The following is a 14,419-nucleotide window of genomic DNA, read 5'->3' on the forward strand; positions in this document are numbered from 1 at the left end:
CCGAGGCGTTGTGGGGGATGCGCGGCCCTCGGTCGGCGGGCGCGGTCGGCGGCCCATCCCGACGCGCCAAGCAGGCCACTCCCGCGCGGTGCGGCGGTTGGTATCGTGCGGTCGTGCACAGGACCTCGCAGCGCAGGGCGATACTGCGGGCGCTGGAGGAGGCACCGGGGCCGTTGACGCCGCAGGAGGTGTTCGAGAGCGCCTCGCGGCACCACCCCGGGCTCGGGCTGGCGACCGTGTACCGGAACCTCGGCGTCTTGGCCGAGCGCGGCGCGGTGTCGACGGTGCACCTGCCCAACGAGACGACCACGCGCTACGAGCCCAAGCGCGCCTCTCACCACCACCACTTCAGCTGCGAGGAGTGCGGACGCGTCTACGAGCTCGACGCGAGCTGCCCCGTCGCCGTCCTCGAGGGCGCGACGCTGCCGGGCGGCTTCAGGGTGCGCGCTCACAGCCTCACGCTGTACGGCTGCTGCCCCGACTGCGCCTCGTCCTGAGCGCGGCGAAGGCCGTCGGCGCGGAGCGCGACCACGGGCGCAGGCGCCGGGGACGCGTGCGGTCGAGCCGACAACCCGCGAGCCGCGGGACACCGGCGCCGCCCGCCCCGCGCGGTGCCGGACGGCCGCACCCCGTCTGGTAGAATCGCCGGCGGCCCCCGGCGGGCCCATGCTCCGCGGAGAGGTGTCCGAGCGGTTTAAGGAGCATGCCTGGAAAGCATGTGTACGGGTACTGCCTGTACCGCGGGTTCGAATCCCGCCCTCTCCGCCACCGCACGCACGAGACCCCGGCCGCGCGCCGGGGTCTCCCCTCGACCGCGCCCGCGTCCTCAGCCCGCGGCCGGCAGCGCCTGCTCCACGGCCTGCTTGAGCGCGCCCACGAACGCCTGCTCCGGCTGGGCCCCGAGGACGCGCGTGGCGCGCACGCCCGCGGCGCCCGGGGCGGGCTCGAAGATCGTGTCCGGCACTCCCGAGATGCGGTAGCCGGAGGACAGGGTCGGGAACTCGTTCGCCTCCACGCCCTCGGCGGTGATGTTGGGGTTGGCCAGCGCGAAGCGGAACGCGGTCAGCACCGCCCGCGGGCAGTGCGGGCAGGTGGGCGTGACGAACGTGCGCATCCGCAGCGGCACGCCCACGCCGGCCACCTCGTCGAGGCCCTCGAGCTCACGCGCGCCGCCCACCAGGAGGATCGTCTCGAGCATGGTGCTGAACTCGTAGCCGCTCATCAGGCCGACGAAGCGGACGTTGAGGCTGTCCGAGCCCCTGCGCCGGAAGACCGTGGTGGGCGTGAGCGCGATGCCGGCGGCGGCGGCCGCCTCGTCCCCCACCAGGCTCTTCTCGACGACCGTGACCTTGTCGCTCGTCTCGGCTACCTCGCGAGCGAGCTCCAGCATCGCCCGCTCCTCGCCTGGCTGGTCGCGACCCGGGACGATCAGGCCCGTGCCGCGGTAGACGACGAGCTCGACCTCTTCCTGCAAGGGCGCCAGCACGCCCGCCACCTGCTCCTTAAGCTCCGCGTCCAGGAACGCCATAGCTCCTCTGTCCTCCCCCCTTTCGGAGCGTAACCAACGGCGGCCGGCACGCGTGTCGGGGGCCGGACCCTGGTAAGCTCGCGGCGTGTCAGGTCGTGGCGCGAGGGGGGTTCCGGTCTGTGACGACGGTCCCGGCGAGGGACGGTAGGCTCCCCGCGCAGCTCCGCCGCATCGAGGTCACGACCGGCTACCTGCCGCACGCCGAGGGCTCGGCGCTCGTGAGCTGGGGGCGCACCCGCGTGTTGGCCAGCGTCACCATCGAGAACAAGCTGCCGCCGCACCTCCGCGGCACGGCCGCGAAGGGCGGGTGGCTCACGGCCGAGTACGCGATGCTGCCGCGTAGCACCGCCGACAGGAGCCCCCGCGAGCGGCTCTACGCCAGCGGCAGGACGCAGGAGATCCAGAGGCTCATCGGCCGCGCGCTGCGCACGACCGTGGACCTGGCCATGTTCCGCGGCAAGACGATCACGATCGACGTCGACGTCCTCAGCGCCGACGGCGGCACCCGCTGCGCCGGCGTCGTCGCGGCCTACGCGGCCATGCACGAGGCCGCCGACAGGCTCGTGTTCGCGGGCGCGCTCGACGAGTGGCCGCTGCGTCACGAGGTCGGCGCGGTCAGCGTCGGCGTCGTGGGCGGCGAGCAGCGGCTCGACCTCGACTACGCCGAGGACGCCGTCGCCGCCGTCGACCTCAACGTCGTGGCCACCGCGTCCGGCGAGGTCGTCGAGGTGCAGGGCGCCGGCGAGGGGGAGCCCGTGGCCTCGGAGCTCTACGTCGCCCTGCTCGCCACCGGGATCGAGGGCGTGAAGCGCGTGCTCGACGTCGTGCGGCCGCAGCTCAAGAGGGCCGGCGCGTGACGCAGAAGCGGCTCAAGGTGGTGGTCGCCACCACGAACCAGGGCAAGCTGCGCGAGTTCCGCGACGCGCTCTCGCGGCTCGAGCTCGACCTGCTCGGCCTCTCCGACGTCGGCATCGACCGCCTGCCCGAGGAGACCGGCGCGAACTACGAGGAGAACGCCCTGCTCAAGGCCGGCTTCGTGGCCCTGCGCTCGGGCCTGCCGACGCTGGCCGACGACTCGGGCCTCGAGGTCGACGCCCTCAACGGGCGCCCCGGCGTCCACAGCGCCCGCTACGGCGGCGAGGGCCTCACCGACGGCGAGCGCATGGCCCACCTCCTCGACGAGCTGAGGGACGTGCCGGCGAAGGCGCGGGGGGCGACGTTCCGCTGCGTCGTGGTGCTGGCCACGCCCGGCGGCGAGGTCGCGACGTTCGAGGGCGAGGCGCGGGGCGAGCTGACCTTCGGCCCGCGCGGCGAGAACGGCTTCGGCTACGACCCCGTGTTCCGCAGCGTCGAGCTCGGCAAGACGTTCGCCGAGGCGACCCTGGCCGAGAAGCGCTCGGTCAGCCACCGCGGGCGGGCGCTCAAGGCGTTCCTCGACTGGGCGCGCACGCCCATCGGCAAGTCGACGATCGCCTCGCTGGAGCCGCGCCGCGAGGAGACCTGAGGGACGCCCCGCGGCCCCTCAGACCTGGATCGTCACCCTGGCGCCGTCGCCGAGCAGGTGCACGGAGTCGGTGAACCTGATCACCCGCGACTGGTAGCCCATCGTGATCGAGTGCGTGCGGGCGCCGTTCTTGAAGAACTTGACGCCCCGCAGCAGGTCGCCGTCGGTGATGCCGGTGGCGCTGAACACGACCACCCGGCCCGGCGCGAGGTCCTCGGTGCGGTAGACGCGGTCGACGGAGCCGCCCTTCTCCTCGAGGCGGCGCCGCTCCTCGTCGTTGCGCGGCTTGAAGCGCCCGTGGATCTCGCCGCCTAGGCACTTCAGCGCGGCCGCGGCCAGCACGCCCTCGGGCGCGCCGCCGATGCCCATGACCGCGTGCACGTTGGTGCCGCGCACGGCGGCCGAGAGCGCGGCGATCACGTCGCCGTCTCCGATCAGCTTCACGCGCGCGCCGGCCTCGCGGACCTCGCGGATCAGGCCCTCGTGCCGCGGGCGGTCGAGGATCACGACCGTGAGGTCGTCGACGTCGCGGTCCAGCGCCAGCGCGATGCCGCGCAGGTTCGCGGCGACCGGCCAGGTGAGGTCGACCTTGCCCTTGGCGGGCGGCCCCACGATCAGCTTCTCCATGTAGGTGTCGGGCGCCTGGAAGAGGCCGCCGCGCTCGGAGAGGGCGATGACGGCGACGGCGTTGTTGACCATGCGCGCGGTGATGCTGGTGCCCTCGACGGGGTCCACGGCGATGTCGACGGGCCAGGCGTCGTCGCCGCCGCGCCCGACCCTCTCGCCGATGTAGAGCATCGGCGCCTCGTCGCGCTCGCCCTCGCCGATCACGATCTCCCCGTCGATCTCCAGCTCGTTGAGCACGGCCCGCATCGCGTCGGTGCCGGCCTGGTCGACGAGGTCGGAGTCCCCCTTGCCGGCGACGCGGCTCGCCGCGATCGCCGCCTGCTCCGTGACGCGCACGGTGTCCAGTACCAACGCCCGTTCGAGAGCGAGGCTGCGGGCGTCGAAGTCGTCCAACTTGCCTGCGGGGGTCTCGGTCAGGGCCATGGCCCCATGATGCAGTAGCGGGCGGGGGGTGCGGGTCGGTCGCCGCCCCGCCGGTAGTCGCCCTCGTCCGGCGCGGGTCAGTCGCCGCCGTCTTGGTAGTCGAACTCCTCGGGCGCGGGCGGCAGGACGAAGGCGCGCATGGGGTACTCGTCGTGGTCGGGCAGGCCGAGGGCGGTCAGCATCGCCGCGACCCAGCCTATCGACTGGTTGTAGTAGCGGCCGAGGTCGGAGTGCGCCTCCCTGGCGCTGATGCCCCAGATGTTCGTGGTGGTGCCGTTGATGCGCACGTTCGGGTCGTCGTCGGCGAGGAAGTTCGGGTCGAAGGAGAGCAGGCGCACGTTCGTGCGCGCCTCGAGCCCGAAGATCACGTTCGCGCTCACGACGTCGTTCACGTCCACGTTGCCGACCCCGGGCACCGCGAACGTGCCGCAGGGGTCGCCCTCCTCGAGGGGGAACGGCAGCGGCCAGGGGCTGTCGACGAAGGCCTCGGCGATGAAGCCCTTGTGGCGCCCCCACCACTGCCAGCAGATCGCGTCGAGCGAGACGTAGGCGTCGAAGGTGACGTCGAGGTTGTTGAGGGCCAGCAGGGACGCCCACACCGTGCCGTGCGAGTGCCCCACGAGCACCACCCGCGTCGGGTTCGCGACGCCGTGGATCAGCTCGCGCTTGACCTCGTCAAGGTAGGCCTGCGCCTGCAGGTAGCCCGGCTCCATCTCCTCGCTGATGAGGCTGTAGTGGGCGGTGACGAAGGACGACGCGCTGAACACCTCGACGTCGAGTCCCATCTTCTCGTAGACGCCCGCGATCACGTCGAGGACCGCGACGCCGCCCGTGCGCTCGCTGGCCGTGTCGAGGTACGACCACGTGTTCCGCGTGTGGCAGACGAAGCCGCAGTGGCCGGAGAAGGCGATGATCACGACGTCGGGCGTGCCCTCGTCCCGCCGGCGCAGCCCGGCGCCGCCCTCCTCGGTCGGCACGAAGCCGGGGGTCGCGGGCGTGGGGCTCGAGCGCCGCGCGGCGGCGCGGGCGAGCTCCTCGGGCGAGGCGGCGCGGGGCGCGCACGCGGCGAGCAGCAGGAGCAGCAGGAGGGCGACGTAGCGCGGCGCGGCGGCCATGCCAGGCGAGCTTACGAGGGACGCGCCCCCTCGCTCGTCGGCCGGTGGCGCGACAGGAGCGTCTCGCCGACCTCGTCCCACGTCACGCCCGACTCGGCCAGCAGCACTCCCAGGTGGAAGAGGAGGTCGGCGGCCTCGCCTCGGAGGCCATCGCGGTCGCCTTGCAGCGCGGCGACGACCGTCTCCCCCGCCTCCTCGACGACCTTCTGCGCGACGTAGCCCGGTCCGCGCTCGTGGAGCCTGGCGACGTAGGAGCCCGGCGGCGAGGTGCGCAGGCGCTCGGCGACGACGTCCTCGAGCGTGCGCAGCGCCTCCTCTATCGCCCCTCGGGGGGCGCCCTCGGCCGCCGGACCGCTCACGGCCGGCACTGTCGCCCCCGGCCCCTCCCCCGCCGCCGGCTCGGCCAGCGGGTCGTGGAAGCAGCTGCGCTCCCCCGTGTGGCAGGCGGGGCCCGTCTGCTCCACGCGGTAGAGGACGGCGTCGCCGTCGCAGTCGGCGACGACGGCGAGGACCCGCTGGACGTGGCCGCTCGTCGCGCCCTTGCGCCACAGCGTCCCGCGCGAGCGGCTGTGGTAGTGCGCCCAGCCGCTCTCCAGCGTGGCCTCCAGCGCCTCCCTGTCGGCCCAGGCGAGCATGAGGACCTCGCCGGTGGCGCCGTCCTGGGCGATGACGGGCACGAGGCCGCGCCCGTCGAAGCGCACGGACGCGAGGGGATCAGCGGGCATGGGGATCGGCCACCTCCTCGGGCGGGCGCACCGCCAGGCCGGCCTCGAGGCAGACGCGCTTGACCTCCGCGACCGTCGTCTCGCCGCGGTGGAAGATGCCCGCGGCCAGCGCGGCGTCGGCGCCGGCCAGGAGCAGCACGTCCCGCAGGTCCTCCGGCCGTCCCGCGCCGCCGGAGGCCACGACGGGCACGTCGACCTCGGCCGACACGGCCCTGACGGCCTCGAGGTCGTAGCCGGTGCCCATCCCGTCGGCGTCGATGCTGTTGAGCACGACCTCGCCGGCGCCGGCTAGCTGGCCCCGCACGACCCAGTCGATCAGGTCGATGCTGGTGCCGCGGCGCCCCCCGGCGGCGTAGACCTCCCAGCCGCTCCCGGAGCGTCTGAAGTCGACGCTGAGCACCACGGCCTGCGAGCCGTACCTGTCCGCCGCGGCGCGCAGCAGCCCCGGGTCGGCGAGCGCGCCCGAGTTGATGGAGACCTTGTCGGCGCCGGCCAGGGTCAGGGCCCTCACGTCGTCGAGGGTCCGCACGCCGCCGCCGGCGGTGAGCGGCATGAAGCAGCGCTCGGCGACCTGGGTGAGGACGTCGAGCATCGCGCCGCGCCCCTCGGCCGTGGCCGTGATGTCGTAGAAGACTAGCTCGTCGGCGCCCTGGCGGTCGTAGGCCTCCGCCAGCGCGACGGGGTCGCCCACGTCGGTGAGCTCGCCGCGCTCGGCCCTGCCGAACTGCTTGCCGCGGGTCACGCGTCCGGCGTGCACATCGAGGCAGGGGATGATCCTCTTGGCCAGCACCGTGAAAGCTTAGCGCCTGGCTAGGCGGCGCGCTCCAGCACGGACAGCATCTCGACGTGGTGCGTGTGCGGGTAGAGGTCGTAGGGCCGGACGCGCGTCAGCCGCAGGCCGCCCGCGTGCAGGTCGGCGACGTCGCGGGCCCACGTGGCGACGTCACAGGAGACGTAGACGAGCCGGGGGAAGCTGCCGGCGAGCAGCGCCTGCCGCAGCTCGGCGGAGAGGCCCGCTCGCGGCGGGTCGACGACGACGAGGTCCACGCCCTCCGGCGGGGCGAGGCGGCGGGCGTCGCCCTTGACGAAGCTCACGTTCGCGGCGCCGAGGCGCTCGGCGTCGGCGCGGCCCCGCGCCACGGCGCCGGCGTCCACCTCCAGCGCGGTGACGCGCGCGAAGCGCGGGGCGAGGTGGAAGGCGATCGCTCCGCCGCCCGCGAACAGCTCCAGCGCCTCCCCTCCGTCGCCCGCCCACTCCGCCAGGTCGGCGTAGAGCCGCGCGGCGCCGGCGGCGTTGGGCTGCGAGAACGACGTGGCGGACACGCTGAGGGCGATCGCGCCGCAGCGCTGCAGCACGGTGCGCCGTCCCGCCAGGCGCTCCGCCCCGCGGCGGAACCGGCCGCGCGGGTCCGCCGGGGCCCAGGCGGCGCCCGCCAGCCCGGCCTCGACGAGCCTGTGCCCCAGCTCCAGGGCGCCCCGCGCGTCGCCCTGCCCCACGAGCGCGACGAGCGCCTCGCCCTCGTCGTTGGCGCGGATCACGACCTCGCGCACGCGGGGACGCCTCCCCTCCGCGGCGGAGCGTGTCAGCACCTCCCTCACCGTGCGGTAGGCGGCGTCGACGCCCGGCGTCGCGACGGGGTCGCTCGCCAGCGGGACGACCTCGGACGAGCCGGGGCGCCGGTAGCCCAGCGCCGCGCTCGCCCCGCTCCACGTCACGGCGGGCTGGACCACGCTGCGGTAGCGCCACGTGGACGGCGAGGGCACGACGTCGGGCACGGGCGGCACGCCCTCGGCCCCGGCGGGCGTCAGGGCCCGGCGCAGCGCGTCCTCGACGACCTCGCGCTTGAGCTCGAGCTGGTGCGGGTAGGCGGCGTGACCGAGGTCGAGGCCGGGGTGCTCGGGGGCCTCCACCCGGTGCGGGCTCGGCTCGATCACCTCGACGACGCGGCCCCAGGGGACGCCCTTGCGCCTGACCAGGTCGACGCGCACGAGCTCGCCGGGCAGCGCCCCCTCGACGAGGGCGACCTCACCGCTGTCCAGGCGCGAGAGGGTCAGCCCGCCGTGGACCATCCGCTCGACCCTCAGGGTCCGCGAGCCGCGCATCCGAGCAGTCTAGCCGTCGTCTCCGGCGCTCACTAAGCCTGTTCTATACTGCCGCCATGAAGCGCTCCCTGCAGGAGTACGTGGAGCTCGTGGTGTTCGGCCTCGTCGCCCTGCTGGTGGGCACGGGCCTGCTGTGGCTGGTCGGCTGGGTGCTCTCGCTGGGAGGCATCGCCCTGAGGTGGGTGGCCGGCCTCCTCTGGACCCTGCTGAGGTTCATCGTGCCGGTCGCCATCGCGGGCGGCCTGGTGTACTTCCTCGTCAAGGCGGCTCAGGACCGGCAGCCCAAGCCGGCGGCGGCGACGGTCGGTGCCGGCGCGCCGGGCGCCGCTCCTCCCCCGCCCGCGGGCGGCCCGCAGGGCCCCGCCGCGGCCCCCGCGCAGGGCGGCGACAGCGAGACCGCGTCCGCGACGGCCTCCCCGTCCCCCGAGGCGACCGGGAGCGGGTCCACGACGACGGCGGCGACCTCCGCAGAGGTCGAGCCCGACGCGTCCGCGACGGAGGCATCCGACGAGCCCGCGAGCGAGGACGACCGCGCCTGACGCCCGCGGCAGCACCGTAACCAGGCTCCTGCTCAGGGCCCCGCTCGTCGCGGCGGCCGCGCTGCCGCTCGTGCTGTTCGCCGCCGCCCAGCCGCGGGCGGGCGGCGCGGGACCGGACGGCGCGGCGGCCGACGCCGTCGCGGCGCTGGTGGCGGCCGGCCGCGAGGCCTACGCCTGGAACTGCGCCGTCTGCCACGGCGCGGCAGGCGGCGGCATCGAGGAGGCGCGGCTGAGCTTCCCGCCCGACGAGCGTCGCTGCACGCGCTGCCACCGGCCGGCGAACCCCGCCGTGCAGCCCCTCGACAGGCCCTTCCGCGACAACGACATGTTCTCCCTCGGCGAGCCTCCGGCGCTCCACCCGACGGACGAGCGGCCGGCCCCCCTGGCGTCCGTGGCCGCGCCCGAGGCGCTGCAGGCCTACCTGGCCGCGGCGATGCCCCGCTACGACCCCGGTCGGCTCAGCGACGAGGACTACTGGGCGCTCACGGCGTTCCTGCTCGAGATGAACGGCCGCGCCGACGAGCTCCCGCGCGTGGCGGAGCTGGCCTCGGGGGGCTGACGCCTGGCCTCGGGCGCCCGACGCGTCCGGCGTCAGCTGCTGCGCGGGTCGAGGACGTCGCGGAACGCGTCGCCGAGGAGGTTCCAGCCGAGCACGAACAGCACGATGATCAGGCCGGGCCAGAACGACACGTACCAGTACGCCAGCGGGTCGCCGGGGACCCCCAGGATCCAGTCGCGGGCGAACGAGATCATCTGGCCCCAGTCGGCGTAGCCCACGTCGGCGCCCAGGCCGAGGAACGACAGGGCCGCGGCCGTGAGCACGACGGAGCCGATGTCGAGGCTGGCGACGATGATCAGGGGGCCGATGGCGTTGGGCAGCACGTGCCGGAAGATCACGCCGAGGGGACGGCGACCGAGCGCGACCGCGCTGGAGACGTAGTCCTGCTCCTTGACCCGCAGCACCTCGCCGCGCATCAGCCTGGCATAGCTCGGCCAGGCCACGACGGCGATCGCCAGCATGAGGTTGTCGATCGACTGCCCGAGGACGATGACGATGACCAGCGCGATCACCAGGTTGGGCAGCGAGATCACGATGTCGGTGAAGCGCATGACGACGTTGTCGAAGACGCCGCCGATGTAGCCGGAGATGCTCCCCAGTATCAGCCCCACGATCAGGCTGATGCCGACCACGATGATGCCGATGCGGAAGGCCGTGCGCGTGCCCCAGACGAGGCCGTAGAAGATGTCGTAGCCGCCGCTGGTCGTGCCGAGCAGCGTCTCGCTGTCGGCGGCGGTGCGCGGCTGGATGCCGAAGCCCTGCCGCGGGATCTGGTAGCAGGTCTCGGGCGGCGCGAAGATCGCGCGCCAGAACGCCGGCTTCGTGGGGTCCTTGTACTCGTGCTGGGTGGCGGCGCTGAGGCCGAGGTCGCGCAGGCAGCTGCGGCCCAGCTCCGTGAACACCGGGGCGAACACCGCCAGTATCACGAACCCGAGCACGACGAGGAGCCCGACGATGGCGAGCGGGTTGCGCCGGAAGCGCAGGACGGCCTTCGACCGCCAGAAGCCGCGGCCGCTGTCGGGGTCCTGGCGGAGCACCCCGGCGGCGGCGGTGAGCTCTGCTTCGGCCATCACACGTACCTGATCCGCGGGTCGACGATGCCGTAGAGGACGTCGACGAGTAGGTTGGCCAGCACCACCATCATCGCCGTGAACACGGCGAAGCCGAGCACGGCGGCGTAGTCGAGGTTCGTGGCCGCCTGGGCCGCCCACTGGCCGAGGCCGGGGTAGTTGAAGATCGTCTCGGTGATGACGACGCCGTTGATGAGGCCGATGAGCACGAACCCTGCCAGGGTGATCACGGGGATCAGGGCGTTGCGGCGGGCGTGCTTGCGCGTCACGACCTGCGGCGCCAGCCCCTTGGCCTTGGCGGTGCGCACGTAGTCCTGCCCCAGCGCGTCGAGCAGCGACGAGCGCATGACGCGCATGATCTGGGCGCTCTGCACGACCGCCAGGGTGATGACGGGCAGCACCATGTGCTTGAGGGCGTTGAGGAAGACGTCGAACCTGCCGTTGAGCAGCGCGTCCAGGGTGAGCATGCGGGTGTAGGTCTTGAAGTCGGGGTTGCCCGCCAGCTCGGTCAGGTACTCGACCGACACCCTGCCGGGCTGGAACCAGCCGAGCCAGCCGTAGAAGATCACCAGCAGCCAGATGCCGAGCACGAAGGTGGGCAGCGACCAGCCGATGATCGACATCACGCGCGTGACCTGGTCGATGAGCTTGTCGCGGTTGAGCGCCGCCGCCGTGCCCATCCAGATGCCCACGCCGATCACCGGGATGATGGCGAAGATGGCGAGCTCGAGCGTGGCGGGGAAGCGCTGGCCGATCGTCTGCAGCACGGGCTGCCGGCTGATGCGCGAGTAGCCGAGGTTGCCCTTGGCGACCTGGCCCAGCCAGCGTCCGTACTGCACGTACCAGGGGTCGTTGAGACCGTAGAGGACCACGATCTCGTCGAGGCGGTTCATCTGCTGCTCCGACTGGACGTAGGCGGCCGCGCGCTGATAGGGCGTGAGGAGCTGCATGAGCAGCTGTAGCGCCAACGTCACGCCGATGAACACGACTGGTAGGAGCAGCAGGCGTCGGGCGATGAAGACCAGCAAGATAGGCCTCTTCTGATGTCCGCGGCCGCCTCGTCAGCGCGGCGCGCCAGCGGGCCGGCCGGCCGGGGTGACCCCGGCCGGCCGGACCCTAGGACGTCAGTTCTTGGAGATGTCCTTCCAGAGGAACTCGTCCGAGTACATCGGGTTGTAGTAGACGCCCTGCAGGTTGTCGCGCGTGACGAGGAACGGCGACTGGGTGGGCACCGTGACGAGCGGCGCCTGGTCGTAGTAGAGCGTGCCGATCTCGCGGTAGAGGAACGCGCGCTCCGCCGGGTCCGCGATCTGGTCGGCCTGGTCGATCAGCTCCTGGATCTCGGGGATGTTGATGCTCGTGCGCGGGCTGTAGTAGCCGTCGTTGTCGAGGAAGGTGTTGATGAAGTTGCTCGGGTCGGCGTAGTCGGCGGCCCAACCGAGGGCGAACATCGGCACCTTGCGCTCGGCCGTGCGCGAGAGGAAGTCGGACCACGGCAGGCTGCGGACGTTCATGCGGAACTTCGGGTTGATGAACTCGAGGTTGTCCGCGATGATCTCGAGCGCCGTCTGACGGATCGTGTTGCCGGCGTTGTAGATCGCCGTGAACTCGAAGCCGTTCTCCCAGAGCTGGCCGTCGAACGCGGCGCGGAAGTACTCCTCCGCGGCCTCGAGGTCGAGGGTGCGGACCGCGACGTCGTCGTTGTAGCCGAGGAAGGACGGGGGCATGGGCATGGTGAGCACGACGCCCTCGCCCTCGTAGATCTGGTCGAGGAAGGCCTGCTGGTCGAACAGGTGCGCGAAGGCGCGGCGGACGTTGACGTCGGAGAAGAAGTCCGCCGGGATGCCGTTGCCGTCGAGCTGGCCGGAGCCGACGTCCTCGTTGTTGCTCGTGTCGATGTCGAAGTTGAAGAAGACGGCGGTGACCGAGGTGGTCGTCCAGCTCGGGTCGCGGTGGATCGTCACTCCGGGGGCGCCCTCGAGCTGCACGAGCGCGGTGGTCTCGTTCAGCGTGATGCGGTCGGCGTCACCCTGCTGCAGGGCGAGGATGCGGGTGGACTGCTCGTCGACGTACTGGTAGACGACGTTCTGGATCGTCGGAGCGCCGCCCCAGTAGTCGGGGAACGCGCGAGCGACGACCGAGTCCTCGGTCCACTCCACGAGCTGGTAGGCGCCCGTGCCGCTGGGGTTGCGGTGCAGGAACTCCTGCGTGAGGTCGCGGCCGATCCAGTCGGTCCACGTGGCCTCGGTGCCGTCCCACGCGCCGCCCTCGATGGCCCACTGGCTGTCGATGATGCTGAAGCCCGTGTAGGTGAGGATCGCGAGGAGGGCCGGGGTGGGCTCGACGAGGTTGACCTGGGCTACGAGGCCGTCGGGGCCGTCCGGGCACTCGACGATGTGGTCGATCATGTCCCACGTGACCTCGGCCTGGAAGGCGGCCGGGTCGCTGCCGTCGATGCCGGTGCCGAGCCAGTGCTCGCCCATCAGGTAGGCGATCGCGCCCTCAGGGTGCGCGACGAGCGCGCCGTACTGGAACGACCACTCGACGTCCTTGCAGCTCATCGTGTTGCCGCTGTGGAACTTGACGTTCGGGCGCAGCTGGAACGTCCAGGTGAGGCCGTCGTCCGACACCGAGTAGTCGGTAGCGAGCGCCGGGACGAACTGGTCGATGGACTGGCCATCGTAGGTGTATAGCGTCTCGTAGATGTTCTCGATGATGCCGCCGGAGCCCGTGTCGTAGGCGCGAGCGGGGTCCATGGTCACGGGTTCGCCGAACGTCATGTAGACGTACGTGTCGTTCGGCACCTGCGCCGCCGCGAAGGCGACCAGGGCGCCTACGAGTACCGCCAGGATGCTTCTCTTCATTCACTTCTCCCTTGGAATGGATTCGGGGCACGGTCGCACGCGCTGGGCGGAGGTGAGGTCCATGCTGCTCTGGGAACTCCCTTCGTCTACGGGGCGCCTCCCCGATCTCTACGCCTGCGCCCGAGGACCTCTCGGCCCCGAGCTCACGACTGTAGACAGGCGAGTAGAGATTACACCACTCTCATACGGGCATGTTAAGGGCGGCCGTCCTCTGTTCATCGAGCCTTGGTGTCGGTTCCCGCGTCCCGGGGCGCCGGAGGCGCGCCCGGGACGCGGTGTACCATGGCGACATGCCGTTCCGGCCGGCTTCCCCTCGCCGTCCCGTCCGCGCCGCAGCGGCGGCGCTGGCCTGTCTGGCCCTGCTGCTCGCCTCGTGCCTGGGGCGCTCCGATTCGCTGGCGCCCATCGTCGCCATCACCGACCCCCGCTCGGGGGCGACGCGCAGCACCGAGGACCTGCGCATCAGCGGCTACGCCATGGACGACTCTGGCGTGGCCAGCATCCGCGTCGACGGCATCGACCTGCTGCAGAACGAGCTCTACGCCGGCGAGCGCGGCAAGGGTCTGGTGAACTTCGCGTTCACCAAGCCTAACGTCGCCGACGGCGAGCTGACGATGGTCCTCGAGGTCACCGACGTCTCCGGCCGCACGACCACGGAGACGTACACGCTCATCCTCGACGACACCCCGCCCACGGTCGAGCTCACCTCGGTCGAGGCGGCGGCCGGGAACAGGCTCAGGGTGGAGGGGGTGGCCCGCGACAACATCGGCGTCTCGTCGGTGCGCATCGGCGGCGTGCCCCTCGCGATCACGCCCGGCACCGAGTTCGCCTTCTCGGTCCTCGTGGAGGACGTCGAGGGCGCCGAGGTCGTGGCCGAGGACGGCGCCGGCAACAGCACGGCGGTGCCGCTGCGATGAGCCCGCGGACCGTCGAGCAGCCGGCCGAGCCCGCGGCGCCGACGCTGCCGGTGCGCGCCGCCGAGCTGCTGGAGCGCGGCGCCGCCGGCGCCGACGCCCTGGTGCTCGAGACGCGCTACGGCAACGCCGACCTCTACTCCCTCCTCGACGCGCTCGGGGTCGTCGGCCCGTTCGCCGCCGAGTCGCCCTGGGAGCTGCGCGCTCCCGACGGACGCCACCTGATCCACGCCGGCGGCTACGCCGCCGTGCCGTTCGGCGAGAGGTACCCGCCCCTCGTGGCGTTCGTCGAGGAGGTCCTGGGCCGCACCCGCCAGCTGGGGCTGCCGCAGCAGAGCACCAGCGAGTGGCGGGCGGCACTCAGCGCGAACCTCGTGGCCCTGCTGGCGTCGGTGGCGCCGAGCCACCGTGACAGCAGGGTCTTCCTCGGGAACTCGGGCGCGGAGGC

Annotated in this window: 16 protein-coding genes and 1 tRNA gene (1 of these 17 only partly in view); 8 read left to right on the forward strand and 9 right to left on the reverse strand. The window is 72.6% G+C overall.

Annotated elements, in window-relative coordinates:
- Positions 1-113: 113 nt before the first annotated feature.
- Together VF202_01420 and VF202_01425 are read left to right on the forward strand one after the other, a co-directional pair.
- Positions 114-497 carry a Fur family transcriptional regulator gene (locus VF202_01420; protein ID HEX7038755.1) on the forward strand — a complete coding sequence of 128 codons (384 nt, stop codon included), beginning with the start codon at positions 114-116 and terminating at the stop codon, positions 495-497.
- 178 nt (positions 498-675) lie between these two features.
- Positions 676-768: transfer RNA gene (locus VF202_01425), tRNA-Ser, on the forward strand.
- 58 nt (positions 769-826) lie between these two features.
- Here the strand turns inward: VF202_01425 and VF202_01430 are convergent.
- Complete coding sequence (locus VF202_01430) at positions 827-1,528, reverse strand: thioredoxin family protein (protein ID HEX7038756.1); 702 nt, start codon at positions 1,526-1,528, stop codon at positions 827-829.
- A gap of 119 nt (positions 1,529-1,647) precedes the next feature.
- Here VF202_01430 and rph point away from each other — a divergent pair, with 119 nt between their 5' ends.
- Together rph and rdgB are read left to right on the forward strand one after the other, a co-directional pair.
- Positions 1,648-2,385: a ribonuclease PH gene (rph, locus tag VF202_01435; protein HEX7038757.1), complete on the forward strand. Its 738-nt coding sequence runs from the start codon at positions 1,648-1,650 to the stop codon at positions 2,383-2,385.
- Positions 2,382-3,032 carry an RdgB/HAM1 family non-canonical purine NTP pyrophosphatase gene (rdgB, locus tag VF202_01440; GenBank protein ID HEX7038758.1) on the forward strand — a complete coding sequence of 217 codons (651 nt, stop codon included), beginning with the start codon at positions 2,382-2,384 and terminating at the stop codon, positions 3,030-3,032. The genes rph and rdgB overlap by 4 nt, the downstream gene beginning before the upstream one ends.
- A gap of 18 nt (positions 3,033-3,050) precedes the next feature.
- Here rdgB and glpX read toward each other — a convergent pair whose 3' ends face one another.
- From glpX to VF202_01465, 5 genes are all read right to left on the reverse strand, one after another.
- Positions 3,051-4,082 carry a class II fructose-bisphosphatase gene (gene glpX, locus VF202_01445; protein ID HEX7038759.1) on the reverse strand — a complete coding sequence of 344 codons (1,032 nt, stop codon included), beginning with the start codon at positions 4,080-4,082 and terminating at the stop codon, positions 3,051-3,053.
- Between the two features lie 77 nt (positions 4,083-4,159).
- Entirely contained in the window at positions 4,160-5,197 is a 1,038-nt protein-coding gene (locus VF202_01450) for a hypothetical protein (protein ID HEX7038760.1), read from the reverse strand.
- Between the two features lie 11 nt (positions 5,198-5,208).
- Positions 5,209-5,922, reverse strand: coding sequence for a bifunctional phosphoribosyl-AMP cyclohydrolase/phosphoribosyl-ATP diphosphatase HisIE (gene hisIE, locus VF202_01455; GenBank protein HEX7038761.1), 714 nt, complete (start codon positions 5,920-5,922; stop codon positions 5,209-5,211).
- Complete coding sequence (hisF, locus tag VF202_01460; protein ID HEX7038762.1) at positions 5,912-6,712, reverse strand: imidazole glycerol phosphate synthase subunit HisF; 801 nt, start codon at positions 6,710-6,712, stop codon at positions 5,912-5,914. The genes hisIE and hisF overlap by 11 nt, the downstream gene beginning before the upstream one ends.
- Positions 6,713-6,732: 20 nt before the next feature.
- Positions 6,733-8,025 carry a methyltransferase domain-containing protein gene (locus tag VF202_01465; GenBank protein HEX7038763.1) on the reverse strand — a complete coding sequence of 431 codons (1,293 nt, stop codon included), beginning with the start codon at positions 8,023-8,025 and terminating at the stop codon, positions 6,733-6,735.
- A 56-nt stretch (positions 8,026-8,081) separates the two neighbouring features.
- On the opposite strand from VF202_01465, the gene VF202_01470 reads away from it, so the two are divergent.
- The gene (locus VF202_01470) at positions 8,082-8,564 is read left to right on the forward strand and encodes a hypothetical protein (GenBank protein HEX7038764.1); all 483 of its coding nucleotides are present in this window, start codon (positions 8,082-8,084) and stop codon (positions 8,562-8,564) included.
- A gap of 70 nt (positions 8,565-8,634) precedes the next feature.
- Complete coding sequence (locus tag VF202_01475; protein HEX7038765.1) at positions 8,635-9,123, forward strand: c-type cytochrome; 489 nt, start codon at positions 8,635-8,637, stop codon at positions 9,121-9,123.
- Positions 9,124-9,155: 32 nt separating this feature from the next.
- Here the strand turns inward: VF202_01475 and VF202_01480 are convergent, their stop codons facing one another.
- From VF202_01480 to VF202_01490, 3 genes are all read right to left on the reverse strand, one after another.
- Entirely contained in the window at positions 9,156-10,193 is a 1,038-nt protein-coding gene (locus VF202_01480; GenBank protein HEX7038766.1) for an ABC transporter permease, read from the reverse strand.
- On the reverse strand, positions 10,193-11,221 hold the full coding sequence (locus tag VF202_01485) for an ABC transporter permease (GenBank protein ID HEX7038767.1): 1,029 nt from the start codon (positions 11,219-11,221) through the stop codon (positions 10,193-10,195). The genes VF202_01480 and VF202_01485 overlap by 1 nt, the downstream gene beginning before the upstream one ends.
- Before the next feature lie 96 nt (positions 11,222-11,317).
- Positions 11,318-13,057, reverse strand: coding sequence for an ABC transporter substrate-binding protein (locus tag VF202_01490; GenBank protein ID HEX7038768.1), 1,740 nt, complete (start codon positions 13,055-13,057; stop codon positions 11,318-11,320).
- Positions 13,058-13,347: 290 nt separating this feature from the next.
- Between VF202_01490 and VF202_01495 the strand changes: the two genes are divergently transcribed.
- The gene (locus tag VF202_01495; GenBank protein ID HEX7038769.1) at positions 13,348-13,974 is read left to right on the forward strand and encodes a hypothetical protein; all 627 of its coding nucleotides are present in this window, start codon (positions 13,348-13,350) and stop codon (positions 13,972-13,974) included.
- A protein-coding gene (locus VF202_01500) for an aminotransferase class III-fold pyridoxal phosphate-dependent enzyme (protein ID HEX7038770.1) crosses the window boundary here: on the forward strand, positions 13,971-14,419 show its beginning. 1,006 nt of this gene lie beyond the right edge of the window; 449 of the gene's 1,455 nt are visible here — the first part of the coding sequence; the start codon lies at positions 13,971-13,973; its stop codon lies beyond the right edge, outside the window. The genes VF202_01495 and VF202_01500 overlap by 4 nt, the downstream gene beginning before the upstream one ends.

It is taken from the genome of Trueperaceae bacterium, assembly GCA_036381035.1.
Lineage (GTDB): Bacteria > Deinococcota > Deinococci > Deinococcales > Trueperaceae > DASRWD01.